The organism is Cyclobacterium sp. SOCE241 (genome assembly GCF_056867545.1).
In genome coordinates this window covers 116,223-141,828 of record NZ_CP149779.1, presented here as the reverse complement: position 1 = coordinate 141,828, position 25,606 = coordinate 116,223, and the positions used below count along the sequence as shown (strand labels likewise).

The window sequence follows — 25,606 nt, the reverse complement described above, 5'->3', positions numbered from 1 at the left end:
CACCTGCTGAATTACCACAGTTTTGGGGCAGGCTAACGTTCCATGGGTAGGGCAGGCGGGATTTTAAACCTGCTTATCTGTCTGCCAAGACAAAATTTTGTTTAAAGGATTAATGTTTGATTTAGAAGTATCTCCCCCGCTTGCTTATACCCGATGTTGGCATAATTATTTTATTATGTCCGTATTGAATAGATACAAACTAGGCTTTTGGCAGTAGATCAATGGTAAACGAATCATATTCTTTGCCATCATCTATACTGATTAAAATTTGTTCAGGGGATTCCGTGCCTAATGTTATTTCGTAATTTACCCCTTCAAGATTATGTTGATACCATTTCCCTGGATTTCCACCAATCATATTATAATCCACGGAACCTCTATCGGTTATCACAGTAATTTTGCTCTTGTTTCTGTGAAACCAGATTTCTAGAGCGAAATCTCTCCCACCAACTTGGATATATTTGTCGTGCCCTTCTTTACCTGAGAATTCTGACAAATATTCAGTTTTGTCACGACCTTCAATTTGTTTTGCTTTTTCATCGCTCTCCTGTTTTATTCTATAAAGTGCTTCTATTTTCTTCTTATCGTTGCTTAATTTTTTAATCAGTTCTTCACATGTAATCGCTCTGATTCTCCAGTCCGAAGCGCTTTGAGGTATTCCCGATTGTTTCTCAAGTATTTGAATAAACTTTTCGTAGTAACTCTTATTGAAAATTCTGGTGATGAATCTAAACATAGCTGCTGCGTATTTTACGTATTAATGCTAACGGTCAGGTGTATGTGGCGGACGAAGCGTTAGCGAGACTGATCATCATACAATATGTTAGCCCTCGTGTCCATTAACTTATGTATATCATTTCAAATTTTGACATAATTTTGTCAATTTCCTCAATATCTATAGCTTTTAGTTTAAACCACTCACCTCTAGTTCTTTTGCTATTGAAATATTCATGTAATTTATTTTCAATTTCCTTAGGTGCTTCCCATGCGGTGATTAATTCAATCATCGGGTCAATCCCTCTTAAAGTTGCTTCAGCAACATCCTTTTTTCTCTTCTTAAGCATCCCTTTTGTTTCTCCGATTTTTATCAAATTTTCTTTTCTATCATACATCAAATAAATCTTTGGTGATTTATCTTTTTCAAAGACTTTTCTATTTCTTTTAAAAAATGATCTATAAAAACTCCAAATATCTATTCTTAAAATTCTGTCAACTCCATGTTTGTTGAATGGAAGTAATATAGAAATTGAACTCCCAAACTTAAATATGTATTCTGGAATACAAACGATACCATAATTTTCATAAACTTGTTGGACTTTGGATTGAAAGGTATTAAAAATCTCCAAGGTATTTAATTTGGGGAATTCGTTTTCAATAGCTCTGGCAAATCTTAAGGTGTATTCGTCTCTGTTTTTTAAATTTCTTCCCGATTTCAAAACTAAACCACTAATTTCAGGTTGATTTCCAATGAATATTAATGAATAATCATTTAAGCTTTCTTCCTCTGTAAATGCGATAGTAAAGAAGAGGCTTTTAAACCCTTCAATAACATTGTTCAATTCAACTACCTTATGAATTCGATAAAAGGTACATATATCTTTGTAAGTCATGTAGCTAATTCTATCTTTAAATTCATCTTTCATATCTGCGATTTAATCATTAGATCGTAGAGTAGCACCTAACAACCTACTTTATTAATACCTATAAAGATAATAAGAAGAAGTAAACTATCAGCCCCCTTCATCAAACCATAACCTATTAAATACAAGACAGGCTATGAAGTTTTCCCTCATAGGGATTACCGATAGCCTTCTTTATTTGCTTTTCACATAAGTTTACCCAGCATAGGTATCATCAATCTATACCCACCCCACCCCTATGACTCATATAGCCCATTACACTTCACATTGCTGTTAACCCATGAAATGTTCCAGAGTTTTTCTAAAAAATCGGTATCAAAACACTCCCCATCTACAGATACACTTATTAAACAACTATGGGTTCACGCTTATGTATTTGGCTTGCACATTTTAGCATACCGAGCTTCAGCGAAACGCTTTCGGGTGTAACTGTCAATAGCTCTTCTTGATGAACAGCAAATTATTTAGCTAGGATTTACACCTACTGGATTACCACAGCTTCGTGGCACACTAACGGTTTGGCTATGCTCAGTGCGGGATTAAAAAATCTTAACTTTTCAAATTTGCACGGACGGTAGCCAAAGCTGCGTTTTGTGTTTTTAAATTTATTCAACAAAACGTCAAAGCGAACCTATGGCGGAATAGATGCACCGACCTTTCGGCTTTACTGTTAACCTGCATTGCATATAGGTTTTATTGGCTTTAGTTTTTAATTTTTATTTCTACTATTTCTTCTTTAGGTCCTACTATTATGCTTACCAAACCAATATTCAGTACCTGTTTGTAATGAGAATCATAGAACTCATTATAAAGTAGAGTTGATAATGTCTGGGTATCAAACATCTTATTTGCAGTTTAGGAGCCAAAAAGAATAATAGGCTTTATCTTATAGTCAGCTTTTAATGTGAATGTAACATCAACATTGCCTTCATTTTCATTTACTATTTCATGTTCAATTATTTCGTCAATAAAAAAGCCATTCACTTTGCTAACAAATTTACCTGCAACCGCACCTATTATACCTAAAATGATGCAGGTTATAGTGGAATCAAATCCAAGTATTAAACCTGCGAAGCTGTAAAAGGTCGCAAATCCTAGAAACTCGTAGATGAATTTTTTAATATTCATAGGTTTGTTTAATTAGATGGCGAAAAGACCAATTATGAAACCAAAAATTGGTGAAACATTAAGACTGAACTCATATGCGTCTGGCTTTGCTCTGTCCCATGCAGATATACTTAAATACGATAATAAAACCATTGTCGCTACAATCCACCAAAAGCTTATTTCCGCCTCAAGATAAGAAGTTAAATAAACAACAAGAAATCCCCTGACAATTCCTTGTATTACCATGTCAGGTCGGAATCTATACATGGCTGGATTATTTTGAACTTTGCCAATTATCCATGTAATAGGTAAGGTAATAATTGGTGTTATGATACCTAGTAGAAGATTAATAATGAAGGCACCTATTGGTGTCAATATGTACAATAATATTTTCATGTTTCGTTTTTTCAAATTAAAACCAACAATTGTAAATAAACCTATTTAGCCTCAGAGTTACGTATATATCAACTAAGCCCCCAACCCCTTCGGCATGTAATTATTTATCAAATTAAGTGTTTCGGTCAAAGAATCTAAGGGAAAGACCACCTTTCTAATGAAAATGGCTATAAAATGACTTTCCAGTTAGATCTATTTGGTTTGTATAAAGGTTTAGAAGCAAAACAGTAAGGATCAAATAGCTTAATGGGACAGGTATTTCCAAATGGTAAAAACAGCCTAAAACCCAGGCTTAATCCACCAGAAAAGCCCCATTGATCACCTAAAAAAAATGCAAAGAAACAACCTACAACCACCTACTTTTTTATTCCACTAACGCTAAAAAACAAAAGAGGGAAAACCATACCTCAAAGTAACCCTAATTCTCGGTACGATAATCTAGTCCCTGAGCACGGTCCCTGAGCCTGGTCCCTGAGCGGAGTCGAAGGGTGCCGAAGGGTCGAAGGGCCAGCCGTCAGAATGCTTGGTTATTGTAGCTAGATTTTTTTACATTTCTATTTTTAATCCAATTGCCTTTAATTCTTTAATTATCTCATAGCCAATTGAGTCTATGGTATCTGACACCTTTTTATAAAGAAGTCCCGAAACGTCATTAGGAAGAGTAACACCTTCTTTATAAATGCAGCAAACATTTCTTCTTCCTAGTTTTGCAGTGAAGTAACCAAATTCAAAAATGACATTCTGCCGGGCTCTATACTCAATTTTCCTTTTATCTTGTTGCTTATTGTATTCATCTACAGTCATTCCAATATCGTCCGGAGTTAATAGAATAAAAGCGTACACTACGTCTGAATGTTTCTCAAACTTTTCAATTATTGTTAGACCTTCATCAGCTTTCCGGTGGAGAATTACTGGTTCAAGGCCGATATCTCGAAGAAAAATATCTACATCATTTTTCAATTCAGAATCATGACCATGTACCACAAAAACCTTGTTATTAGATTTCTTTTCTGTTTTGGATATCGCTTTTATTTCCTTTCCTTTTTTATAACCTACTGGTCCTTGTATCAATTCATCTGTTACATCCTGGGCTTTTGATGCCGAACGCCATGAATAACTTGGTCCACCTATAAATGCTACAGTACTAGCCCTATCCTCAGCCTTTATTCGTTGAATTATTTGCTTGCTTGTTTCACTACTTTTGCTTATTCTAATTCTATCGATGTCATTCGGCTGTATCGTCTTCCCATTGATTATTATCGGCTCTCCTTGTTCATAGGGTTTCAAAATCCGAACTTTTAGTTGTTCCTCAGTAAAGTCGGTTTTTGTTTCATCACTTGACTTTTGTGATTTAAGTGAAATTCGTACATGGTAATTCATAGAGTCCTTTTTAATATTAACCAAAACACCTATGTTTGAGGCTTGTGCACCCACTTGGCTAATAGCTCCAAAATAGTAAAGTCTGCCTGTGAATCCAAAATTAGTAGAAAGGACTGCGTTCTGAAGAATAAAAATCCCCATACAGCATAACAGTTTTTCGGTGGCAGAGAAAACGGTTTATTTCTGATGCAGGCTGTAGAAAGCACCCAAGCATATACCTTCATACATATTGTTAGGGCGAGTTTATTCTTCGTTAAAAGATATTCTGGTCTTCGCCCCCCGTGTTCTTTGTTGTTAATGTCCGTTAGTCGTTCCAGTAATGCTTCTTCGTTCTCATCAACCCCGTTCAGCCAGTTTTCAAATTCATCCCTTACTGATGGAGTTAGGGTGTTAAAGTCGAAAACACCGTATGTTAATCCGCCATCAATAATCTCAAAGAACTCGGTCATTAGGTAGGTGACTGACTCTTCTACAAGTTCAATACCCGAATTAATAAAGTCACTACCGAATACCATGTCTTCAGGCATTCGAGAATATGTATGGACATATTGGGAAAGATCAATGCAATATTGATCCGATTTTTTGTAGTCAAACTTGTTGAGAGTTCCACCTTCAAAAATTGCTTTAGTTGCGGCACTAGAGAATGATTGATAGCGATATTTCAGTATTTTATACTTCTTGTTCGTCTGCTGAATACCTGTTTTACCGCGAATGCCATTCAGGAATTCCTCTGTTTCTGTACCTCTTGCTGCAATTGCTAAAAGTTCGAACTCTAGTCGTTCAAATAGATTTCTAGTTTCAAGAGCTGCATAAATAACAAGGCTTGAATCTTTAAATTTTTTGGCTGACCGAACTAAATTTTCAATTTGACCTATCAACCAATTTGCTTCAAGTGATCTTTCAAGTGGTTTGAATTCTGACATGATCTTGATTTTTATGCCATAACAACTGTATATATACCTTTTTGGACTAGGAGTTACGTAGATATGGCCTATTCACTAATCCCCTCGGCTAATTATTTGACAAATTAAGTGTTTCGGTCAAGGAATCTAAGGGAGAGACCATATTTTTAATGGAAATGGCATTAAAATGACTTTACAGTTAGATCTGCTTGGTTTGTATAAAGGTTTAGAAACCAAACTACAAGAAATAAATAGTTTAATGGGAAAGGTATTTTAAAATGGTAATAACAGCCCAAAAATCCCGCTTAAACCATCAGAAAAGCCCCATTTATCACCTAAAAAAAATGCAAAGAAACAACCTACACCCACCTACTTTTCTATTCCCCAGGCGCAAAAAACAAAAGAGGGAAAACCATACCTTAAAGTAACCCTAATACTCGGTATGATGAACTGTCCCCTGAGCACTGTTCCTAAGCCTGTGATCCCTGAGCATGGCTCCTGAGCGGAGTCGAAGGGTGGCGAAGGGTCGAAGGGTCAACCGGCAGAATGCGTAGTAATTGGCATGCGTTCACTTTTCATTGATATAAGAAGTCATTGAGTTCACCAGTTTCAGGGTTATAGAGAATGAATCTCTCATAACCACTTAAGTTTCCTGTTGGAGGGATATAGATCGGCTCCATAAATTCAACTGTATCGTATTTCAGAATCGAATCAACCCTAGCATTATCTTGCATAACAAGGGCTCTTGAGGCAAAATTCTGATAGTGTCCTATATCAAATTTCCATGGTATCGTGTCAGTTTGATACCCCATTAGATAAAGGCTGTCAAGAGGAGCATTCTTTGCCCTTAAATGTCCAATAATTAAATCGAGTGCATCACTGAGCTCAGTTTCTTGAGTCTCGAATTCGATTAATAATGGCGCATCAATCTCAAGTTCTAAGACGTTAGATTTTTGTTCCGATGTGCTAGTTGCGCAGGAATGTAGCGTTAAGGCAAGAGCAAGTATTGTAATTTTATTCATCATTGCAGATAATGCACCACAACGGGGTCCAGCTTTAAGCCGGAGGGCATTTGGAGACGTTCTCTTCCAACCTACTACTAACCTCCTAAAGCTATTGATTTTGCTATTTAATCGGAACCGCCCGCTGTATCCATGCTGAGGTTATAGCGTGTATTTTTTTGTTGTCAAACTTCAATAGTAATTTTGACTTTTCCTCCCAATCCTTTTTCTACTATGTCGAAGAGCGTTTTTAGCGTGAGGTTGCTTCCGTTATTTTCAACTCTTGAAATATAGGTTCTTTTCTTATCTACTAATTCTGCCAGTTGTTCCTGGGTCAAATTCTTGTCCTCTCTGGCTTTCTTCAATAATACACCGATTTTAAAGGATTCAAAATCTCTATCAAGTTCATCTCTTCTGGGTGTGCCTTTCATTCCATACACATCCTCTTTTATGTCTTTCCAGCTTTTCGTATTCATGGTTTCGTCCTTTTCTTATTTTCTGATTCTTTTTCGGAAAAGTATTGGTCCATCAACCTATCCGCTTTTTCAATTTCCTTGGGAGGTGTTTTTTGTGATTTCTTTTGAAAGCCATTTAATAAAACAACAAGCTTGCCTTCGTCAAAAAAACAAAATACCCTCCAAATGTTTGAACCCAACTGAATACGGGCTTCAAATAACCCTTTCTTGGTCTTGATAGGTTTTAAGTAAGTTTTAGGTACTCTTTCCAGGGTCTCAATAGCCTCAATCACCTTATAGATTTTATTTTGAACTTTTTCCGTCTGTTTTCTCAGAAATTTCTCAAAATGGTCTTGGTAGGCTATGACTTCCCTTACTTTATCCATAGACGTAAATGTAACTTAAAAGTTACTATTTTCAAAATTTAAAACTTGTTGATAAGTAACCCCTATCGGCAAATTATTATTTGTTAAATTAAGTATTTCGTCTCGATACAATAATCTTAACCCTGAACATGATCCCTGAGCCTGTGGTCCCTGAGCACGGCCCCTGAGCGGAGTCGAAGGGTGCCGAAGGGTCGAAGGGCCAACAGGCAGAATGCTTGGTTATTGGACAAAGTATTTTATTTAACTTACCCCATTAATTATTTCGTTAACGATTCTCCATTTATCAGTCTTGTCCTTTTTTAAAATCATTTCACCACCCCAACCGCACTCTCCGCCACATACAAAGCCAAAACGTACAAATCCAATACTTTTATCAAAATTAAATACCGGAATACTAAAATAAACATACTCATTAGGTATTGGATTTCCCTTTTTGGCTAATATATAATCTGGAAAATCTAACTGGCTAAGCCATACTTCCATATTAGTCTCTTCTTGCTCTTTAAAAAACTGAAAATCCTCATTTGACATAACATAGCTTGGCATATTTGATTTTAAAATTTGTTCGATATCAGGAAAAATGTACGGGGAACCGGGCGGAGGCCCAGGTGTGAATTCTTCCCATCCTTTTCTTGAAATATATTTGGGTAATTGTGCGTAAATTTCAAAATCAGGGAAGTTTTCTTGAAATAGGTTCTCCTTAATTATGACTCTTACAACTTCAACGATTTCCCTATAATGAGCATTTGAAGCATTTTCATTAAAATCGTAAAAACTTGAAGTAATAATTGAAAAAGATAACGATATAAGGTAAGGAATCTTCATATTATTATGTCGTAGAGTAGTGCCTAAGAACTTACTTTATTATTACCTATAAAGATAATAATAAGAAGATAATTATCAGCACCCCCTTCATCAAACCATATCCTGTAAAACAAAGGACAGGCTATAAAGTTTTCCCTCCTACGGCTTGCCGACAGCTTTCTTTATTTGCTTTACATATAAATCTACCTGTCATAGGTTCAAGACATACTCTTGGGTACAGATTGCGAAGGAAAAGCTCAATTACAATCCTGAAAGGTGCCACTGCTGTGGAATTGAAACGCTTAATACAACCAAGCTAATCGTCCCAGAGCAAGTACCACCTTTACGCCAACTTAAAAATGCATAAACTCGCCAATAATCACACTTTATCAAAAAGGCTTCACTGGAAGCCTTGGAACACCTATTCATTAGGTTTTATAAGACCTCAAAAATCAATAAAGCAAGTACTTAAAAGTGCTACTAGACAATCAATTCGTCTACTTTTTAATAATTTTACTGCCACCTAATTCCCTGAATTACCCAACAAAACCAATCCAATCCCCATAGCAGAAAGCTACCGGAGACTGAGCCCGATCCCGATCGATCGGGACTACAATGAACCGAAGCCTTAATCGCATAATTATAGCTTAATTGTTGTAAACCGAATTTTCTACGGTTCGTTTTAAAAACTTCTTATATTCTTTTAATGTTTCGGCTAATTTCATAGCGTCAATTTTGTCATCTTTTTCACCAAGCCAATCGTGTTTTTTGACAATTGCAACAGTCATATATTTTCCGTGCCCAAATCGGTCAGGTCTTTTAATTTTGCCTAAACCTTCTTTTTTTGAGCTTTCTGTAATCAAGTGATAGATTTTATTACGAATTTGACTTCTTGTTATATTTTCAGGCATTTCCAATTCTTTTGGGTCTGTTGAAATTTTAAAACATAAATTTCCCTGTTCTATTTGGAGAAAAACAGGGAATATATCCCAATAGTCCCAATTTAAAACAGCATTCCAAAATCCGCCATTTTGATTATTTACGTAATGCCAATTTACCAAACCGATTTCTTTTTCTAAAAATTGATAGAATCCTTGCCAATCTGCGCCATTCCAATCGCCAATAATTTTATTCGTGTATTGATTGTTAGAATATTCTAATTTTGCAAGTCTTTCTTTAAAATCGATAAAAATATCATTATTGATTTCTGTGTATTTTTCTAAAATCTTTAAAAAATCTTGCCTTTTAAAAATTAAAAACCTTGTTTCACTACAAAATCTAAATTCCGCATCGATTCGTTTCCAGTTTTTAGGTAAATACAAATTGGTTCAATGTATTTTTTTCCAAACACCAATCAATTGCTATTTGTTTGTAACGAGCTAACTGGTTGGAATGAAAGGAACTGAAAGTTTTATCCTCAATTATTATTAAATATTTCTCATTTATAGTTGCCCAAACATCAATTTTTTGCCATTGTCTTCCAGCCTCAACATTTACTATTTCTTCATTGAAATTTGGTATTTGACTCTTAATTAAACTCGTAATAAAATCTTTACCACAAGTATTTAAAAACTCATTTGTGTTTCTACATTCATTGTCTGAATATTGAAGTAGCCAAGTCAGAAAAGCATCTTGGTTTAATTCTTTGGTTGCAATATTGAAAATATTTGGTTTCATATAATTTATAGTATTTCCATGTGAAGTCTGTCGCGTCTAAATAACATTTTAATACTAGAATGGAAACGAGGTTCAATATTATATTTTCTTGTGAATTCTTGAACGAATTTTTCTCAACAATATTATTAAAAGGTGAGCCACTAGAACCCAAACCAGTAACGGCAACTTTCACATTGATACCATCGCCATATTTCACCCCTCCACCTCATCCATTTCCCTTAACCCTAAATCTATAACCAGCACTATTTCCTGACATCTCATGTTTTATTTCTGGCGATGTTGAGCTTTCTCTTCTTACTGTTTTTGATGATTTACCACCGAACAATCGGGATATGAAACTTTTTACCTTGTTTAAAATATAGCCAATAATACCAAGCCCAATTAACCAACCAATTAATGAATTACCATCTTCTTTTTCTTCCGATTTACCATTGATTGAAGTAATGTAATTCAATGATACAAAGCTTTGAAATTCTTCTGTCTTATTTTCCGAACAATTTCCTGATTTTGAAATTTCTATGACTTTTTCATTTAGTTTAACCTGTCCAACAACATCACACCCCGTCCCTTCGCCACTTCTAACGTTAAGAAGTTCAGTATTTACGAAAAATTAGATTTGTAAAAAAGTCTGAAAAGAAATTAATAGAAGCCCAAAAGTATAAATGTATATCATATGTTTCTTGGTTTGTTCAAATGGCTTACGTTGAGAATATGGAGCGTTTAGCATTTTGAAACACCAACCTATCAAACGGTTATAAATTTTATTAAATGTTAACATGCTCAAATTTAGCACTATCCGACAAATGACCAATATTTATTGTTAGGCACTGGGCTTAGTTCCTTTTATAGTTTAATATTATTCTTTCAGATATCTTTCTTATCAAAGTAATATATTTCTCAAGGTTGTCATTAGATATTATCGTCGTCTGTTTTATCGGGTATGACCTATTGGAATGAGTACAATTACATCTATAATCATAAATGATATTTGCTAGCATTTGAAGGTCTTTAATATCTTCCTTTTTCTTTATGAGTTTCATATCTGTTAATAATGCAATAATCTCCTTATTAACTAATAAATATGCTTCATCATGCAATTCTCCTTTAAAATATTTTTCGAGAACAAGTTTTGTTTTATTTCTGTCATTTTTGTCTTTATTGTACCTGTCAACGATATTTATTAGGAGTCAATATCATCATTATTCGTATTTGAGAACCAGTTAGATTGTAAAATTCCCTTTACATCTTGGATTGTTTCATATTTATATACTTCATCAAAAATGCACTCCAATACTTGAAAATATGCCAAATACATAAATTCACTCTCTACCATTATTGAAGCTCTGTTATAATATGATATCAAATCATTATCAAACTGGTCAAAGGTGATTACAGTACTATCAATCGGACCTACCTTTTTTCCTCATAGTAGTAGGTATCATATTTTTCATAGTCGGATAAGTTAAGTAACTCAACTTGTAAATTATGATTATGATGTAACTCAAAGAAAACCCTTTGAGCTAGAGCATTCCAAACTTTCTTTATTTCATCTTCTGAGTCAATCCTTAATACTGTATTTGCGTTAAATATTTTTAAACTAATAAAGTATTCCGTAGAAAAATTATCCCATGTAATTGTCTCATATAGGAATTTACCTAAATCATCCGATAATTCACCAATAGAATAGTATATATCTGAATCTTTGAAATTTGTCGCCTCAATATCTAAATCATCCTCGAACCCTCCGTATAAATAATAATTCTTAACGGCGATTACTGCTTCGTAATAATCCTTTTTTCTAACACTTCGCCCTTCAACGTAATCATAAGATAGGAAATCTTTAATTCTTGATAAAGTGTCGTTGTCATTGTCTAAACGGTAAAAATCATAATCAAAAAGAAAGTCCTTATGGCTCACTTCAATTATTTCATCACCAACCGAAGCAGTTAAATCTTTGCCTAATTTTTCAATTTCTAACTTTAAATCCATTATCGTAATATTATTATATACTCATTCGCTGGGCGACTTGTGCCTAACGTGTTTCAGCTTGGAGGCGGCAGGCAATCGAATCCGTTCTCTTCCAATCTACTCCTAACTTCTTAAAGATACTGATTTTAATATTTAATCGAAACTGCCCGCTGTATCAAAGGTGATGTTAGCTGATGTCACTTATTTTTTAGAACTAGTTTCATACATTCCCAATCTTTATCGGGTTTTTCAGAAATTACGTGCGCCAGTTTAGTTGAATCAAATAATTTAATTTTGTTCTTTTCTGCAAATTTTATTGCTGGTTCTGTATACCCAAAATGTGAAAAAACAATTAAATGAAAAGCATTATGGTTAATTTCTAAATATTCAAGTTCATCAAACCTAATGAATAAAGAATCACCAACTAGTTTCCTAATTACCGGTGTATCAATTCTTTTATTAAAATACTTAGTTTGTATCAACAAATATATGTCTTCATCAAACACTAAATCTCCTATTTCTTCTGAAAGTCTAACTTTAAAACTACCAAGTATGTCAATTCCTTTATCATTTGTTACTCGTGTCTTATTACATTTTATTCCCAAATCTTCTAAAAAAAGCTTACAAAAATCTTCATATACTATCCCTTTATTCTTTTGCAAATCAATTCTATTGAGAAACTTAATAACTTCTAAATATTTACCGATTTGTTCATTACTTTGTGTTTGCTTTTCAATATAGTATCCATCTAATTCTTCACAAATAGAAATCTTTTGAAAATATGAATTTGAACTATTAACAGAATTAATATGCTTAATTAACCTTTTGAAATTGTTATTTCTTGAATCTGCATAATTATCAATAACAAATTCTCTAACTTCATAATTCGGAATTAAAGTATGAGAAACATCAATAATCAAGTTTTCCAAATTTACTTTACCTGCCCAATTAAAGCTAATAATCAAGTTGACCAAGTCCTCTACTTTCATATAGTTAGCTTGTAATTATTTGTAAATGTTTTGATATTTTAGAATTTATACTTTCTAGTTTTTCTTTTAAATCTATAGCCCAATCTTGAACACTAGGGAAACTCGAAATTTTGTCAAACATTTGATCTAGGTCAATCTCCCATTGCTCTTTATCACTAACAATTTTTCCTTTTTTACTTAAATTGATAAGTAAAGTTGGTGAAGAGGGATCCAGTATATCATTTATTAGCGTATTAAAATCTTCTGAGGATTCTATCTCTTTTGAAATATCTATTATGATATCTCTAAATTGTTTAGTATTTAACCCTTGATGTAAAGCTTGACTAATTAATTTTGGAATTTGTATTAAAATTTCTTCATAATATTCTTCATCATTATCCTCAAATTCATTAGTATCTTTGTTAATCCCTATTTTTTCACGGATAGAAACATTTTTATCAAAAGCTTCTAAATAACCCCAATGATCATCAGATATAGGCTCTGATAATTCTGCTATTTTTGAGAAAATATTATATCTAATAACAGACTCACGCACTTCTTTTAATCCAATTCCTAATTCGTTTGAAATAAGCTTATATACATCATGAGAACGTTTACCTTCAATAGAATCTTGGTATAATGCGTTCAAATGTTTTGCTTTTGCAACTTGGCTCCATTCTTTGACGATTGTTACATTTGCAATTCCTTGTGTAACTCTTACTTGTTTCCAAAATTCTTCTTTAAATTCTCCATCTACAATTTCTGCCAATAATACTGGAATTTTTGTTAGATCATCATATCCAGGTATTTTACCTGATTTTAAACAACTTATTCTTGTATTCCCTTCAATAACAATGTATTCGAAGTTATTACTTGTTTTATTTAATTTTTCAGAAAATTGGTGTGTTTCAATTTTTTGAATAACAATTCTATTAACCCATTTTATATCTTGTTGCATGCTTTTTAATAATTCCTTGGATTGTGAAGATTGCAACATTTCATTTATTAATGATTCCTGAGAGACTATTTTTTCATTAACAAACCTTGGATTAAATGGGTCAATCATTATCTTTTTTAATTCGACTTCAAATGGATTTAGTTTCATATTGTTATTATAAATTATTAAATATGTGATTTTCTGTGGTTTCAGCTAACTCATCTATAGACCCAGTTTATCTTCAAAACACTACCATATTTTGTTGACTTGGTGCAGTTTTATTTCCTTTTATACTTTTATATCCTTGTCCTAAATCGGACACCGGATTTCTTTAATTCCCCGAATACTTAGCTATGTATCAATCTCTGTGGTATTACTGCTTTGATGTCCATGTAGCTCCTGTTTGTATCAGCTCCCCTTCATGCAAATGAGTAGCATAGGAATGCAATAACAAATAGGGAGTAAAAGGCTTTTTAATACCAGCTTATTCCGCAGCGAATCTCAATACTTCTCCCAAGCTCCTTTCCCAATAATACCCTCCCACATAAAAACCAGGATAAACTTGTGCATAGCTTTAAATAAAAAGTCTTTTTTTACCAATCCATTTTGAAACCATGGTCCGCTGGGTCAATGTGCCATTTGTCCAATAAACCTTTGGCTGCACGTAGATCGTAATGGTTGCGGTTCAATTCTTCTGTAGCTCCGATCATTCCTAGTACTGCTTTGTGGCTAAATTCGGAATCGTCTTCTATGCAGTCTATTACATTTAAAGCATGGGTTCTGGCAAAAGAATTGGGCGCTTTTAATACCTCGGCCAAGGCTTGCCATGCTTTGTCTTTTTCACCCAAATTGTACAGGGCTTCTGCAGCAACTGACTTGACAATTGGAGAGGAATCATTTAAGGCTTTCTCCAGTGCACCCAAAGCCGGCCTGGCCTTTTCTCCCAAAATCAATAATCCGGTAGCTCCCCAGTACCGTTTAGCGGCTTCCTCCGAGTTCAGTAAGTCCATCAATTGGGAAAGGTCTTCTTCTTTGGCTGTTGAGGCCAAATTGGCGGCTTCTATCAATTGCTCCAAATTGATATCGGAGTTGCGCATATAATCATAGGCAGTAGTGCCTTCCGTTCTGTCTATCAACTCCGCTTCGGGGATAAATCCGGTATCGTGAATTTCCAACATCCACTCTTTGGCCGCTCCACGCATCCGCTCCAATACCTCACGGTATTCGGGATCATTGGCCAGATTATTTACTTCCCATGGATCATTTTCCGTATCATACAATTCTTCCGCAGGCTTGGTATTCCAAAAGGCCGATTGAATGGGGTTCAACTCTCCGGCTTTAAAAGCAGCTTGCCAAGACCTAATCGATGGTGCCCTGAATAAGTATTCTAAATATTGCCCATAAACCCTGTAAGGGATATAGTTACGGATATACCTGAATTTTTGGTCACGTACTGCCCTACTCATGTCATAGCGCTCATCCATTCTACCCCGAAACATAAATACATATTCAGGATCTTCTGTTTTCTTCTCTCCCAAAAGGCTTTTCCTTGCAGGTAGTCAGGAATATCGGTGCCGATAATGCTTAGCAGTGTAGGAAATAAATCCACGAAACTGATCATTCGATCTACTTTATCACCCGGTTTTTCGGAAGGAAACAAGTGCTTGTATTTTTCAGGGATTCGCACAATAAATGGCACGCGGGTACCGGTTTCATACACATAGCGCTTGCTCCTGGCCAATACCCCACCATGATCGCCATAATAAAAAACAATGGTGTTTTCCGCTTCTCCACTTTCTTCCAATTCTTGAAGAATCTCGCCGATTTTTTTATCCATGTCCTCCACCTTGTCATAATATTGAGCCCAATCATGGCGCATTTCCGGAGTATCCGGATGATAAGGAGGTAAGGTAACCTCCTCAGGACTGTGCCTTAAGTCTTCATTGGGAATGGATTTGTGAATCGAACTTTCATGAGAGATGGTACTGTTAAAAACAGCAAAAAATGGCTTCCCTTCAGGTCTGTTTTTATAGTGCGCATCTTTACTTGAGTCGTCCCAAATGTTTACATTTTGCGCTGGGTTGATATTGTAGTCTTCTTTGGAATTATTAGTGGCATAATAACCTGCCTCTCGTAATATTTGTGGATAGAACTTCACTTCATCCGATTTGTCATAATAACTCCTCATATGCTGGTTTCCACCCGAGATCGCGTAAATACCTGTCAAAATAGTATTTCTGGCCGGGGCACAGACCGGTACATTGGCATAGGCATGGGTATAAAGAAATCCCTCTGCTGCCAGGGCATCCATATTGGGAGTGGTGGCAAATTCATCTCCATAGCATCCGGCGATTGGACTGTTGTCCTCACTAGTGATCCATAAAATATTGGGGAGAGGTAATTTTTCTTCAGCCTTTGCACATCCAAAAAATAACAAGAGTGTAAGAAAATATAAAGTATGTTTCATTTTGGGTTTTACTATTTATTATCGTGAAAACATAAATAAACTCATTTTTTTGAATTTATTTAGCGTATAAAGTGAAAACAAAAAATTTATCTATAAAATAAGTTGGTTTGAAGCTATCAATTTTCGCAAGCCATTATATGGGTTTCTTTTTATAAGTAATTCCATTGCCAATTGCTTTCTTATAAATTATGGAGCCAAGGATTAAATTACCTGACCCCATTAAATTGATATTCAACAATTTAAAATCAAAAAAAGTGAGTTATATTCCTTATTTTAGGGAGTAAATACAGGTCAAAAAACCATGGAGCCTTCCAATCCTTCTTTATCGATCAATAGTTTTCAAAAGTTAGGCCGGCAAAAAATCGCTATAACCGGCCTGTTATGCATTGTAGGACTTGCCATTAGCCAAGATTATTTAACAAGTAAAATTCAAAACACCGGATTTTTTATTTCTGAGTCGATGCTTTACAATAGCATTTGGGTATTCCTATTTCCATTTATTTACCTTGAAATGCTTCTTCTAAAAAAATTACCATTAAAGAAGCGTTCCTTCCGTTTTCTACTGGCCCTTTCCATGGGTTTGGTTATCAGTTTATTGCACACACTGATTTTTGCCGGGTATTTTGTCTCCATCAGTCATTTTATATATTCACCAAGTCATCATTTTTCTCATCTATTCAACACGGCTATTTCCAACCAGCTCGCGTTGCTATTTCTAATTTATTCATTGGTACCTTTAATATACAGGTCATTTATTACAACAAATTCACATGTATTGGCCTCCAATCCTCTCCAATATCCGGAAACAATCAATATTCGCCAAGGTTCAAAAATTCTCCTCCTACCAACAGCAAAGATCCAATGCATCACCACCAACAAACCCTACCTCTTTGTTCATACAGATAAACAAAAGTACTTGGCGGATCTTAGGTTAAAAGAATTTGAACCTCTCCTCGACCCAAAAATTTTCCTTCGTGTTCACCGGTCAAGCATTGTTAACTCCACTTGTGTGAAAAGCCTCCAATCAAGAAAAAACGGTGATTTTGATGTCTCATTAAAAAATGGCCAAACGGTTCGGTTAAGTAGGCATTACAGAAATAACTGGCAACAACTCCTCCACAGGGACTGACTTCTACTCCACTGGGTGAGTTTCATAGGGTCCATTGATTAAGCATTATTTGTTGTTCCTATATTGAAGGAAAAGGCAGCCCATGAACCGTTTAATTTATTATAGTCTTCTACCTCTTCTTTGTAGCATCAGTCATAATTGTACCGGACAACATCCAAAAATGGATGTAGACAATAATTTACTTAGCCAAGATTTTGATCAATCCCCTCCCATTTATTACAAAATGCCGGCTCAGCTTTTGCCTACAGACACCAGCCCGGGGTATTCCCAAGAAGGCCAAAAGATATTGTTGACCGGTAAAGTCTATAAGAGAGATGGCCAAACGCCTGCTGCCAATACTATTCTTTATTACTACCACACCAATATCAACGGAAAATATGCAACAAAACCTTCCGAAGTCTCCAACATGCCCAAAAATAAGCTCGGGCAAACCCATGGATACATCAGAGGTTGGGTAAAAACAGGAAAAGATGGGAAATATTCAATTTTCACGGTAATGCCCGGAACCTATCCCAACCGATCAGAACCTGCCCATATTCACATGTACGTTAAGGAAGAGGGGAAACTCCGGCATATTATATTGATGATTTTGTTTTTGATAACGATCCCTTACTTACTACTTCCAAGCGATTAAAAATGGAAGAAAGAGGTGGCAATGGTGTCATCCGTTTTATTGAAATTAATGGCCTTTGGGTGGGAGAGAGAAATATTTTTCTAGGCTCAAATATAGAGGAGAATTTGATGACCCCTGATTCAGCTTTTAGCACAGGCAATGCAATAGGTGAAGCCATTTATTCCTTTACCCCCTACCATGCTTATGGTCCTGATAAAGGGACACAAACCTGTCCCATTTGCAAATATGGCTGGTACCATGGTATTTTGTATTTTGTTGGTAATAGGCCGAATTGGTCGAATATTAAAAAATGGTTACTTTTCTTGGACAAGGAAAGCATCCTTAGAAAAGAGCACCTAAAAGTATATTTCGTATATGGCAATGAGCGGAATTATCATAAAAACGAGCGAATTCTCCAATTAGAGAAATTAGGAAATCAAATTCAATTACAATCTGTAGCTTTGACCTTTGTCCCGTCATTCTCTGACACCCTTTCAAAAATCCACCTAAACAGAATAAATCCGGATGTGAACAATACCATGATTGTCTATAAAAGGAGTATTATCATTGGGAAATTTATCAACCTACTTCCGGACCAAGCGAATTTCAATACCATCCAAGAACTATTGAACAAATCATCCAACCAATATTTTAAACTTCGACCTGTAAGGCCCAAGTAATATCAGGTATTTCAATTGCCGATAACCCAACCGTTACCTAATTCCTTAAGAAAATATCCCTTTTCAATAAGAAGAACTCTAAATAAGAAATTAGCGAAGTTTGCACTATTTATAACTCCAATAGGATTCCCCTCACAGAACTTTATATCATCCTCTTTTTTCTATAAAATTCAAATAAAACCTTATTTATTTATGGCATTTCTTTATTAAATAGAAATAAAATTTTTTTATATTGTATCAAATATTATAAGGTTTATGTCTACAATTCATAAAGGGCTTACAGTTACCGTTACGTTACAAGAAGATAAACTAGCAGATGTCAATGCCCTATTGTTTCAATTTCGAAATGAGCTAAAGACCAACAGAGAACAATATGAGAAAGCTTTGCCCGGCACCTTTTTTATCAGCTGGTTGACCTTACCCACACAGGTTTACGAGGAAAAGGAGCAACTTCCCGCCAGGATTATTTTAATGACAAGTTATGTTGGTGATAAAAACCAACACATTGAAGAGCTAGTTGCCTTTTTGGAGCCCAAATTAAAGAAGGTGTTTGGGGAAAGTGAGGAGTTTCCTGTTAGTTATTCAGGGGAATCAGAAATGATCGCTTTTCTTCACGATAAATCTGTGCCCAACACTTTTTATAGTGGTTTTAAATTTATCAGTACTACAGATGTGGTCAGGGAGAAAGAACTTAAAGCCAAAGTATGGGAGTATGCCCGGCAAATGAACACAGATCCGGAGGGTGCCCAACTTCCACCTTCAAAAATAAAGCAAAAAATTGAGTCTTATGTAGCCAATAACCCCACACTCAACTGGGCTGTTTCGGGCATTCCTTATGCCCGAAAAATAAAATACAGATGCTTCTTCCCCTTGTCATTTTCGGCTTGATCATGGCATGCTCCATTGTTTGTATTGTTCTAAGTTTTTTTGTGGATGCATTATTTGTAAAGGTCATGGCATGGGTTTTCCCATTGTTTCTCCTGTTGATGGGGGAATGTTATTGCTGCTTCGCCAAAATGAAAAAAAACCGCATATACCGGGTAAGGAACTGACAGATGAGGAAGTAAGAAAGATCGTTGCCTTGGAAACCAATCCGGTTATTAATGAAATGACTGTCATTGCTCCATTGAAAAATGGCTGGATCAGAAGGGCTTTTTAGGTGTAAGTTTAAAACTAGTGGGGCTGCTGGCCTACTTCACCTATATCCCCACAGTGCATACTGCAAGGTGGTTGCAACTGGACAAGGGGAAAAGATTGGTTTTTATCGCCAACTTCGACAACCTATCTGAGGCTTATGCCCATGACTTTGTAGACAGTGAAAGAAGGACCAAAAACATGGCCGTTATTTTCAGTCATGCATTTGGTTTCCCTGCCACTCGTTGGTTGATTCATAAACAATACAACCACAGATCTGAATACATGAAAGGGGTCCGGGCCCACCAAAAAATCACTCAATTTTGGTACAGTAGAAACCAGTATGAAAGCGTAGAAAACCTCAAAAGAAACCGAGCTTTCCGAGAAGGTTTGTTTAAAGAAATGGATAATGAAGCAATAAAAAAATGGCTATTAACGATTTGAACCTATGAAATTGGAAAAAAGACATTCAGGGGCTTATGGTTCGTGGTCATGGAAACCTAAAAAGCGCAAGATTTTTATTGTACAACTGCACAGATCCTGCTACCTCCTGTGATTTCTTGAAAGAAATAGTCCCATTGATCACTAATGCCGAAGAAAAACCTGAAAAAGAGGCCATTCAGATCGCTTTTACCTATGAAGGACTTTCTTTTCTTCAGTTACCTCCACCTCTTTTAAATAGCTTTTGCCGAGAATTTAAAGAAGGCATGACTGCCGATCAACGAAGAGCTGTGTTGGGGGATATAGGAGACAATGACCCGGATCATTGGGATTGGGGACAAGACAGCATACATTTTTTGTTGATGGTTTATGCCAAAGACCAGGAGCAGCTGGATAAAAGCATGCTTCGAATAAAAGAACAAACAGACCGCTGCGGCATTGAATTAATCCACACGCTACCTACGGGCCTATTGCAGCATCAGAAGGAACATTTTGGGTTCCGGGATGCTATCTCCAGGCCGGTTATTCGGGAATTATTGAATGAAACACCACCTGAAAACATTACCACCTTTCCTGCGGGAGAATTTATCATAGGCTATAAAAACCTCTATGATGAATATGCACCTGCTCCCCATGTCCCTTTCGAGCTGGATACCAAAGGGATATTGCCTGTGCATCCGGATTTCCCGGAGAGAAAGGATTTGGGCAAGAATGGCAGCTATTTGGTCTTCAGACAGATGCATCAAAATGTCCACAGTTTTTGGCAATACATGAAGGAGCAAACCGGAGAGAAAGGGGAAGCCATCAAATTGGCAAGTAAAATGGTGGGCAGGTGGCCGGATGGTTCCCCACTGGCCCGCTGCCCAATGGCTCCCGATCCCGAATTATCAGAATCTAACGATTTTGGTTATTGGGACGATGACCAAGCCGGACTAAAATGCCCTTTAGGTGCCCATATCAGAAGAACCAACCCCAGGGATCACTTGGTGACCGAAACAAGTAAAAAAGACTCCTCCGAAATGGCAGCCAAACATCAATTGCTTCGAAAAGGCAGACCTTACGGGCCACCGGTCACTCCGGAACTTGACCCGCAAAACATTATGGATTCCGGTGATGATGATCAAGAAAGAGGCCTACATTTTATTTGTATGGTAACAGACATCAGAAGGCAATTTGAATTTGTTCAGAACAATTGGGTAAGCTTTCATAAATTCGGTGGTTTGGAAAATGATGCTGACCCCATCATCGGCAACCACTTCAATAATGGCCACTACAAAACGGATGAGTTTAGTGTCCCCAACTACCCCATTAGGAAAAAGTATAGCAATCTTCCCAATTTCACCTTAATTAAAGGTGGAGCCTATTTCTTTTTTCCGGGAATCAAAGCCTTACAATACATCGCAAACCATGAATGATAACCAAAATACCAGAGAGGAAGAGGAGATTCAAGACTTGATCCGGACCATGAAGGATTACCTGGACAAGGAATACCGGAATGGTAAGAAACTTAGAAATTTCCATCCCAAAATGCATGGACTTTTAAAAGGCACCTTAAGTATAGCAGAGGGTTTACCGGAAGAGTTTAGGCAAGGTCTCTTTAAAGAGGCAAGAAGCTATGAGGCATGGATCAGGCTTTCAAATGCACCCCCAAGATAAAATCAGATAAGCCGGCCTCCGGAAGAGGCTTGGCCATTAAAGTAATGGGCGTTCAGGGAGACATTATTGAGCAGGATCCCATAGGAGTACCCACCCAAAACTTTTTATTGACCACTAGTCCAATTCTATCGGCCTGGAATATTTCTTTGTACGCCAAAGCCATAAAAGCCGTGTTGTTCGGTCTTTGGGAACAGGTTAAATTTGCCCTCAACCCTTCACATTGGAGAAGTATTTACCTGACATTTAAGTACAGTAAAAAGCACGACAACCTGCTCTCACAAACCTATTTTTCGGGGGGAGCTTTTAAATTTGGTCCCAATTTGTATGTCAAATTTGTTTTAACTCCTATGGAAGCCAATTTGGGTTATACACTCAATGAAGAAAAGGGGGATAATTTTTTGAAATCCCAATTAATAAAAGACTGTGAAACAAGGGATAACGGATTTACTTTAAATGTGCAAGTCCACAAAAATGACAAAGACCAGCCATTGGAAAACACTTCAATTGCCTGGAAGGCTCCCTTAATTCCCGTGGCCACTTTACATATTCCCCAGCAATCTTTTGACTGTGAAGGCCGAATAGAAATGGGAGAAACGCTGGAGTTTTCTCCTTGGATGGGATTAGTTGATCACGAACCTGTTGGCGGTATCAATCGAGCAAGACGAAGGGTTTACAAAGAATTGGCGGCCTATCGAAAAGAGAATTGATCAGCACCGATCCAATTCATCAACTGCCCACAAACCAATACCATTCTCATTTTCAATTACTTGCATATACCAATTAGTTTTGGTATTTTAGTTGAGGACAATTCATCAACTGAGGTAACCATTACCTTATTGATTTTCTGTTCAGCCATTTTTTTGATCAATGCAGTTTTGAGACCCAATAAAAAGTCCTGCCATGAAAGAGACTTGCCTATCTTTGCTCTTTACCTATCTGCTTGTTTTTTCTATCGCAGCCCAAGTCCCAATCAAAGGCCCCGTTCCGTTACCCACAAACGGATTACTTCATCAACCCCCTACAACTTCCTTGATTAGAAAGCCACTTCCCTTTAAAGAGGAAATTCGACAAATACAATCCATAAAAAAGCTTACGATTCTCTAAATCGGGAAATCCGAAAACTACAGGAAAGTAAAATTGACAGTACCCAAAAAGATAGCCTTGTGAATGGTTTAAAGATTCGTGGGCTAAAAATTATCGAACAGGAAAAAGCCATGCTTCTCGGATTAAGCTCTCAAACAAGTTCTTCAAGTCAACAATTAAAAAATTCCGCCAATTACCTTTTAAGTCAGGTAGAAAAGTCACAGGCAGCCATGCATGAAGCAAAGGATATGGTTGCCATAGAAAAAATTATCAGGCAAAATGAGGAAAACTTGAAAGCAATTTTCAATGAACAGCTGATGCCTGAACTCGAACAAAAACTAGGGGGCCCCTAAGTAATCAGATAAAATCTACCGGTGCAACCACCATGGATTATTATGGTAAAGGCGCAGTGGAAGAATTGGTACGTGAAAAAATAAGTCCAACACTTACCATGGCCAAAGCTCAAACTATGGTTAAAGAAAAACCAAGGGTATTACTAATGAATACTTACGGAACATCGGAAATAACTATAGCAAAATAAGTATGGACTCCTTGGGAAATATCCAAGTGGAGGAGGCGAAAAAATCAGTTAAAAAATTTAACCTTAGGGAATCCAAAAGCTTGAAAAATGCTCCATTTGTTAACCGAACAGGTTTATACTTTTGGTATGATCCATTGACCTCATTTGCGGAGGGAATTTTTATAGACCTAGGTATAAAATACAGCATAAACAGTCAGTGGCACCCCTATGCCGGAATCATCGCCAAACGTCAATTTAAAAGTCAAATAGGACCTGTAAGTACCGGTGAAGGAATTAAAGGAGGATTGCGCTTTACCCTTGGAAAATGGATGGTTCAGGGAGAATTGGCAAGAAGTAGGCTTAGCGTGGCATATGCCCCTGGTTATGAACACAAAAATTTTGATGGAGTCATCTGGATATCGGGTTTAGGGGCCGGAAGAAGCATTCCAATTGGAAAAAGGCTTCAATCAGTATTTTTCCTGACCTGGGATCCCTTATTCAAAGAAAGTCGGAGCATTTCTACTTCCAGGTTTCAATTGAAAATTGGCTTTGAGCTAAATCAACTAAAAAAAATTATGGAAGAAGTCCCAAAGAACCTAATTCCTACAATTCCCCGCCCAAAGGCTACCAGTGAGGGCATGTAATTACGAGAATCGACATTTTAAAAATGAAGGAATTAAGATTTTAGTAATCAATGGAGTTCTCCAGGGGAGTGCAATCTTTGTAGCCCGGGGTAATCCGACGCAGGAGGAGCACCCCGGGTGTTAATGAGTTAGCTTTTAGGGCATTAGCCTTCAGTAAGCTCAAAAGTGAAACCGGCTTTCCGCTAATGCCAGTGGCTCCTTAACCCTGATTTTTGAAATCCTTCATTCCGAGACTTTGCAGGAGCTTGGTGTAGAAAAAATCGAAGGAATCTCCAACCTGTTAAGATTGCCACTCCCTTTCCTTTCCCTTCACTACACCTCCCAAAAAAGGGTTCTTAATGATGAAATGGTATGGCTAATTCGGTGCACTTCGACAAGCTCAGTGACCGAAAAACGTCATTCCGAGACTTTGCAGGGACATTACTCGTAGAAAGCTTAATGAATTTCCAGAGAATTGGGATCGAAAAATTCCCCTTTTTCCCTTCATAAGATTAAGCGATTTACATTACTTGTATTTCCTGTATCTAGGGAACTGGCTTTGATCACTAAACCTAATTTTACCTGCTAAGATTTAAAATCAAATCCAGATTATACGATAGAAGCCTGAAAAGCTTCAACAATAATAACCACGGGTGAAACCCGTGGACGGCCAATTCCACAACTATTCCTCAACCCCGATAGCGGGTTGAACAATACCTCTCTTCACAACACAAAAGGTATACAATCATAGTTTTCAGGATGTTAGGCTTTAAATCTAATGGATAGGTTCCTCGATATTTACCAGTAAATTTCAGCACTCCAGGAGTGCACCTTTGTAGCCCGGGGTAATCCGACGCAGGAGGAGCACCCGGGGTATTAATGAGTTACTTTTGGGCATTAGCCTTCAGTAAGCTCAAAAGTGAAACCGGCTTTCCGCTAATGCCGTGGCTCCTTAAACCTGATTTTTGAAATCCTTCATTCCGAGACCTTTGCGGCCTTGCGCGTAGAAAGTCGAAGGAATTCAACAATGGCGAGACTGCCGCACGCACTATTGGCCCGCCTTAAAGGTTCACAGTGACGGCAACTAATTTCGAGAATTATCATTTTGAAAATGCAGAAACCAAGTTGACAATATCCAATGCAGCACTCCAGAGTAAAATCTTGGTATTATATTTCCGATTTTTATATACATATACAAATAAAAATACAATTGTTACTTTTTTGCTACAGGCCCAAAAAGTAACCAACCTGTCCAGAGACATCGGGAAAAGCCCGCCGCTGAGTATCTTTTCGGCTAAAATTTAAGGCCTCTCGCACACAGGCAAACTCCTTGTTTTTGGCATTTCATTTTGCATTATTTCATGTTAATTACCTAGTCCAAAAACTTCGTCAAACAGTGCCTGTGCCCTTGCCAACCCCGCTTAAATTTCTTAACGCCGAAAATCTACAAGGCGGAAATTAATATTATCTGCTCTTTCGGTGTTTATTTCAGGGAGGGCACTCCTTGACTAAATAAACCCAATTTTACCCATAAGATTTAAAATCAAACTGAAATTATACGATAGAAGCCTGAAAGGCTTCAACAATAATAACCACGGGTCAAACCCGTGGATGGCCAATTCCACAACTATTCCTCAAC

30 protein-coding genes are annotated in these 25,606 nt (G+C 36.7%); 12 read left to right on the top strand and 18 right to left on the bottom strand.

Translation table 11 applies throughout. The features are described from left to right. Positions 1 to 199: 199 nt before the first annotated feature. From WG932_RS00665 to WG932_RS00580, 18 genes are all read right to left on the bottom strand, one after another. Positions 200 to 736: a hypothetical protein gene (locus WG932_RS00665; protein ID WP_483086561.1), complete on the bottom strand. Its 537-nt coding sequence runs from the start codon at positions 734 to 736 to the stop codon at positions 200 to 202. Positions 737 to 839: 103 nt separating this feature from the next. Beyond that, positions 840 to 1,643 (bottom strand): GIY-YIG nuclease family protein, encoded by an 804-nt coding sequence (locus WG932_RS00660; protein WP_483086560.1) that lies wholly within the window; start codon positions 1,641 to 1,643, stop codon positions 840 to 842. 852 nt (positions 1,644 to 2,495) lie between these two features. Next, entirely contained in the window at positions 2,496 to 2,768 is a 273-nt protein-coding gene (locus WG932_RS00655; protein WP_483086559.1) for a hypothetical protein, read from the bottom strand. 12 nt (positions 2,769 to 2,780) lie between these two features. Further along, positions 2,781 to 3,014 (bottom strand): hypothetical protein, encoded by a 234-nt coding sequence (locus WG932_RS00650; RefSeq protein WP_483086558.1) that lies wholly within the window; start codon positions 3,012 to 3,014, stop codon positions 2,781 to 2,783. A gap of 675 nt (positions 3,015 to 3,689) precedes the next feature. Further along, positions 3,690 to 4,523, bottom strand: coding sequence for a TIR domain-containing protein (locus WG932_RS00645; RefSeq protein WP_483086557.1), 834 nt, complete (start codon positions 4,521 to 4,523; stop codon positions 3,690 to 3,692). A gap of 29 nt (positions 4,524 to 4,552) precedes the next feature. Beyond that, a complete protein-coding gene (locus tag WG932_RS00640; protein ID WP_483086556.1) occupies positions 4,553 to 5,446 on the bottom strand; it encodes a hypothetical protein in 894 nt (297 codons plus the stop codon). Between the two features lie 554 nt (positions 5,447 to 6,000). After that, a complete protein-coding gene (locus WG932_RS00635; RefSeq protein ID WP_483086555.1) occupies positions 6,001 to 6,450 on the bottom strand; it encodes a hypothetical protein in 450 nt (149 codons plus the stop codon). Positions 6,451 to 6,611: 161 nt separating this feature from the next. Then, positions 6,612 to 6,902 (bottom strand): helix-turn-helix domain-containing protein, encoded by a 291-nt coding sequence (locus tag WG932_RS00630; protein WP_020891685.1) that lies wholly within the window; start codon positions 6,900 to 6,902, stop codon positions 6,612 to 6,614. Further along, positions 6,899 to 7,267, bottom strand: a complete 369-nt coding sequence (locus WG932_RS00625) for a type II toxin-antitoxin system RelE/ParE family toxin (protein ID WP_483086554.1) — start codon at positions 7,265 to 7,267, stop codon at positions 6,899 to 6,901. Before WG932_RS00625 ends, WG932_RS00630 begins: the two co-directional genes overlap by 4 nt. 240 nt (positions 7,268 to 7,507) lie before the next feature. Further along, the gene (locus WG932_RS00620; RefSeq protein WP_483086553.1) at positions 7,508 to 8,092 is read right to left on the bottom strand and encodes a hypothetical protein; all 585 of its coding nucleotides are present in this window, start codon (positions 8,090 to 8,092) and stop codon (positions 7,508 to 7,510) included. A gap of 626 nt (positions 8,093 to 8,718) precedes the next feature. Next, positions 8,719 to 9,393, bottom strand: coding sequence for a hypothetical protein (locus WG932_RS00615; RefSeq protein WP_483086552.1), 675 nt, complete (start codon positions 9,391 to 9,393; stop codon positions 8,719 to 8,721). Next, positions 9,380 to 9,748, bottom strand: a complete 369-nt coding sequence (locus tag WG932_RS00610) for a PD-(D/E)XK nuclease family protein (RefSeq protein ID WP_483086551.1) — start codon at positions 9,746 to 9,748, stop codon at positions 9,380 to 9,382. Before WG932_RS00610 ends, WG932_RS00615 begins: the two co-directional genes overlap by 14 nt. 205 nt (positions 9,749 to 9,953) lie before the next feature. Further along, positions 9,954 to 10,202 carry a hypothetical protein gene (locus WG932_RS00605; protein ID WP_483086550.1) on the bottom strand — a complete coding sequence of 83 codons (249 nt, stop codon included), beginning with the start codon at positions 10,200 to 10,202 and terminating at the stop codon, positions 9,954 to 9,956. A gap of 956 nt (positions 10,203 to 11,158) precedes the next feature. Next, entirely contained in the window at positions 11,159 to 11,737 is a 579-nt protein-coding gene (locus WG932_RS00600) for a hypothetical protein (RefSeq protein ID WP_483086549.1), read from the bottom strand. A gap of 176 nt (positions 11,738 to 11,913) precedes the next feature. Then, a complete protein-coding gene (locus tag WG932_RS00595) occupies positions 11,914 to 12,705 on the bottom strand; it encodes a restriction endonuclease (RefSeq protein ID WP_483086548.1) in 792 nt (263 codons plus the stop codon). Positions 12,706 to 12,709: 4 nt separating this feature from the next. Next, positions 12,710 to 13,789, bottom strand: a complete 1,080-nt coding sequence (locus WG932_RS00590; protein WP_483086547.1) for a hypothetical protein — start codon at positions 13,787 to 13,789, stop codon at positions 12,710 to 12,712. Between the two features lie 425 nt (positions 13,790 to 14,214). Continuing rightward, positions 14,215 to 15,159 carry a HEAT repeat domain-containing protein gene (locus tag WG932_RS00585; protein ID WP_483086546.1) on the bottom strand — a complete coding sequence of 315 codons (945 nt, stop codon included), beginning with the start codon at positions 15,157 to 15,159 and terminating at the stop codon, positions 14,215 to 14,217. Continuing rightward, positions 15,084 to 16,088 (bottom strand): sulfatase family protein, encoded by a 1,005-nt coding sequence (locus WG932_RS00580; RefSeq protein WP_483086545.1) that lies wholly within the window; start codon positions 16,086 to 16,088, stop codon positions 15,084 to 15,086. Before WG932_RS00580 ends, WG932_RS00585 begins: the two co-directional genes overlap by 76 nt. A 301-nt stretch (positions 16,089 to 16,389) precedes the next feature. On the opposite strand from WG932_RS00580, the gene WG932_RS00575 reads away from it, so the two are divergent. From WG932_RS00575 to WG932_RS00520, 12 genes are all read left to right on the top strand, one after another. Further along, positions 16,390 to 17,217: a LytR/AlgR family response regulator transcription factor gene (locus tag WG932_RS00575; protein WP_483086544.1), complete on the top strand. Its 828-nt coding sequence runs from the start codon at positions 16,390 to 16,392 to the stop codon at positions 17,215 to 17,217. An 82-nt stretch (positions 17,218 to 17,299) separates the two neighbouring features. Next, a complete protein-coding gene (locus WG932_RS00570) occupies positions 17,300 to 17,851 on the top strand; it encodes a dioxygenase family protein (RefSeq protein ID WP_483086543.1) in 552 nt (183 codons plus the stop codon). 2 nt (positions 17,852 to 17,853) lie between these two features. Then, positions 17,854 to 18,510: a hypothetical protein gene (locus WG932_RS00565; protein ID WP_483086542.1), complete on the top strand. Its 657-nt coding sequence runs from the start codon at positions 17,854 to 17,856 to the stop codon at positions 18,508 to 18,510. Positions 18,511 to 18,765: 255 nt separating this feature from the next. Then, positions 18,766 to 19,398 carry a hypothetical protein gene (locus tag WG932_RS00560; RefSeq protein WP_483086541.1) on the top strand — a complete coding sequence of 211 codons (633 nt, stop codon included), beginning with the start codon at positions 18,766 to 18,768 and terminating at the stop codon, positions 19,396 to 19,398. 70 nt (positions 19,399 to 19,468) lie between these two features. Next, a complete protein-coding gene (locus tag WG932_RS00555; RefSeq protein WP_483086540.1) occupies positions 19,469 to 19,669 on the top strand; it encodes a hypothetical protein in 201 nt (66 codons plus the stop codon). A 17-nt stretch (positions 19,670 to 19,686) separates the two neighbouring features. After that, a complete protein-coding gene (locus tag WG932_RS00550) occupies positions 19,687 to 20,088 on the top strand; it encodes a hypothetical protein (RefSeq protein WP_483086539.1) in 402 nt (133 codons plus the stop codon). Positions 20,089 to 20,123: 35 nt separating this feature from the next. Beyond that, positions 20,124 to 21,500, top strand: coding sequence for a Dyp-type peroxidase (locus WG932_RS00545; protein WP_483086538.1), 1,377 nt, complete (start codon positions 20,124 to 20,126; stop codon positions 21,498 to 21,500). After that, complete coding sequence (locus tag WG932_RS00540) at positions 21,493 to 21,741, top strand: hypothetical protein (RefSeq protein ID WP_483086537.1); 249 nt, start codon at positions 21,493 to 21,495, stop codon at positions 21,739 to 21,741. The genes WG932_RS00545 and WG932_RS00540 overlap by 8 nt, the downstream gene beginning before the upstream one ends. Continuing rightward, complete coding sequence (locus WG932_RS00535) at positions 21,708 to 22,448, top strand: catalase family protein (protein WP_483086536.1); 741 nt, start codon at positions 21,708 to 21,710, stop codon at positions 22,446 to 22,448. Before WG932_RS00540 ends, WG932_RS00535 begins: the two co-directional genes overlap by 34 nt. Positions 22,449 to 22,904: 456 nt before the next feature. Beyond that, positions 22,905 to 23,177, top strand: a complete 273-nt coding sequence (locus tag WG932_RS00530; protein WP_483086535.1) for a hypothetical protein — start codon at positions 22,905 to 22,907, stop codon at positions 23,175 to 23,177. A 32-nt stretch (positions 23,178 to 23,209) separates the two neighbouring features. Then, positions 23,210 to 23,365, top strand: coding sequence for a hypothetical protein (locus WG932_RS00525; RefSeq protein WP_483086534.1), 156 nt, complete (start codon positions 23,210 to 23,212; stop codon positions 23,363 to 23,365). Positions 23,366 to 23,367: 2 nt separating this feature from the next. Next, the gene (locus WG932_RS00520; RefSeq protein WP_483086533.1) at positions 23,368 to 23,988 is read left to right on the top strand and encodes a hypothetical protein; all 621 of its coding nucleotides are present in this window, start codon (positions 23,368 to 23,370) and stop codon (positions 23,986 to 23,988) included. The last annotated feature ends 1,618 nt before the right edge of the window (positions 23,989 to 25,606 follow it).

What these genes read in the sequence shown, in the direction of transcription:
- WG932_RS00640 (WP_483086556.1), bottom strand. Translation starts at nt 5,446, where the DNA reads ATGTCAGAATTCAAACCACTTGAAAGATCACTTGAAGCAAATTGGTTG.
- WG932_RS00665 (WP_483086561.1), bottom strand. Translation starts at nt 736, where the DNA reads ATGTTTAGATTCATCACCAGAATTTTCAATAAGAGTTACTACGAAAAG.
- WG932_RS00570 (WP_483086543.1), top strand. Translation starts at nt 17,300, where the DNA reads ATGAACCGTTTAATTTATTATAGTCTTCTACCTCTTCTTTGTAGCATC.
- WG932_RS00520 (WP_483086533.1), top strand. Translation starts at nt 23,368, where the DNA reads ATGGACTCCTTGGGAAATATCCAAGTGGAGGAGGCGAAAAAATCAGTT.
- WG932_RS00650 (WP_483086558.1), bottom strand. Translation starts at nt 3,014, where the DNA reads ATGTATAGATTCCGACCTGACATGGTAATACAAGGAATTGTCAGGGGA.
- WG932_RS00655 (WP_483086559.1), bottom strand. Translation starts at nt 2,768, where the DNA reads ATGAATATTAAAAAATTCATCTACGAGTTTCTAGGATTTGCGACCTTT.
- WG932_RS00625 (WP_483086554.1), bottom strand. Translation starts at nt 7,267, where the DNA reads ATGGATAAAGTAAGGGAAGTCATAGCCTACCAAGACCATTTTGAGAAA.
- WG932_RS00545 (WP_483086538.1), top strand. Translation starts at nt 20,124, where the DNA reads ATGGTTCGTGGTCATGGAAACCTAAAAAGCGCAAGATTTTTATTGTAC.
- WG932_RS00575 (WP_483086544.1), top strand. Translation starts at nt 16,390, where the DNA reads ATGGAGCCTTCCAATCCTTCTTTATCGATCAATAGTTTTCAAAAGTTA.
- WG932_RS00565 (WP_483086542.1), top strand. Translation starts at nt 17,854, where the DNA reads ATGGAAGAAAGAGGTGGCAATGGTGTCATCCGTTTTATTGAAATTAAT.
- WG932_RS00660 (WP_483086560.1), bottom strand. Translation starts at nt 1,643, where the DNA reads ATGAAAGATGAATTTAAAGATAGAATTAGCTACATGACTTACAAAGAT.
- WG932_RS00610 (WP_483086551.1), bottom strand. Translation starts at nt 9,748, where the DNA reads ATGAAACCAAATATTTTCAATATTGCAACCAAAGAATTAAACCAAGAT.
- WG932_RS00620 (WP_483086553.1), bottom strand. Translation starts at nt 8,092, where the DNA reads ATGAAGATTCCTTACCTTATATCGTTATCTTTTTCAATTATTACTTCA.
- WG932_RS00555 (WP_483086540.1), top strand. Translation starts at nt 19,469, where the DNA reads ATGGGTTTTCCCATTGTTTCTCCTGTTGATGGGGGAATGTTATTGCTG.
- WG932_RS00630 (WP_020891685.1), bottom strand. Translation starts at nt 6,902, where the DNA reads ATGAATACGAAAAGCTGGAAAGACATAAAAGAGGATGTGTATGGAATG.
- WG932_RS00590 (WP_483086547.1), bottom strand. Translation starts at nt 13,789, where the DNA reads ATGAAACTAAATCCATTTGAAGTCGAATTAAAAAAGATAATGATTGAC.
- WG932_RS00645 (WP_483086557.1), bottom strand. Translation starts at nt 4,523, where the DNA reads ATGAATTACCATGTACGAATTTCACTTAAATCACAAAAGTCAAGTGAT.
- WG932_RS00540 (WP_483086537.1), top strand. Translation starts at nt 21,493, where the DNA reads ATGAATGATAACCAAAATACCAGAGAGGAAGAGGAGATTCAAGACTTG.
- WG932_RS00635 (WP_483086555.1), bottom strand. Translation starts at nt 6,450, where the DNA reads ATGATGAATAAAATTACAATACTTGCTCTTGCCTTAACGCTACATTCC.
- WG932_RS00580 (WP_483086545.1), bottom strand. Translation starts at nt 16,088, where the DNA reads ATGAAACATACTTTATATTTTCTTACACTCTTGTTATTTTTTGGATGT.
- WG932_RS00560 (WP_483086541.1), top strand. Translation starts at nt 18,766, where the DNA reads ATGTCTACAATTCATAAAGGGCTTACAGTTACCGTTACGTTACAAGAA.
- WG932_RS00595 (WP_483086548.1), bottom strand. Translation starts at nt 12,705, where the DNA reads ATGAAAGTAGAGGACTTGGTCAACTTGATTATTAGCTTTAATTGGGCA.
- WG932_RS00525 (WP_483086534.1), top strand. Translation starts at nt 23,210, where the DNA reads ATGGATTATTATGGTAAAGGCGCAGTGGAAGAATTGGTACGTGAAAAA.
- WG932_RS00535 (WP_483086536.1), top strand. Translation starts at nt 21,708, where the DNA reads ATGGATCAGGCTTTCAAATGCACCCCCAAGATAAAATCAGATAAGCCG.
- WG932_RS00600 (WP_483086549.1), bottom strand. Translation starts at nt 11,737, where the DNA reads ATGGATTTAAAGTTAGAAATTGAAAAATTAGGCAAAGATTTAACTGCT.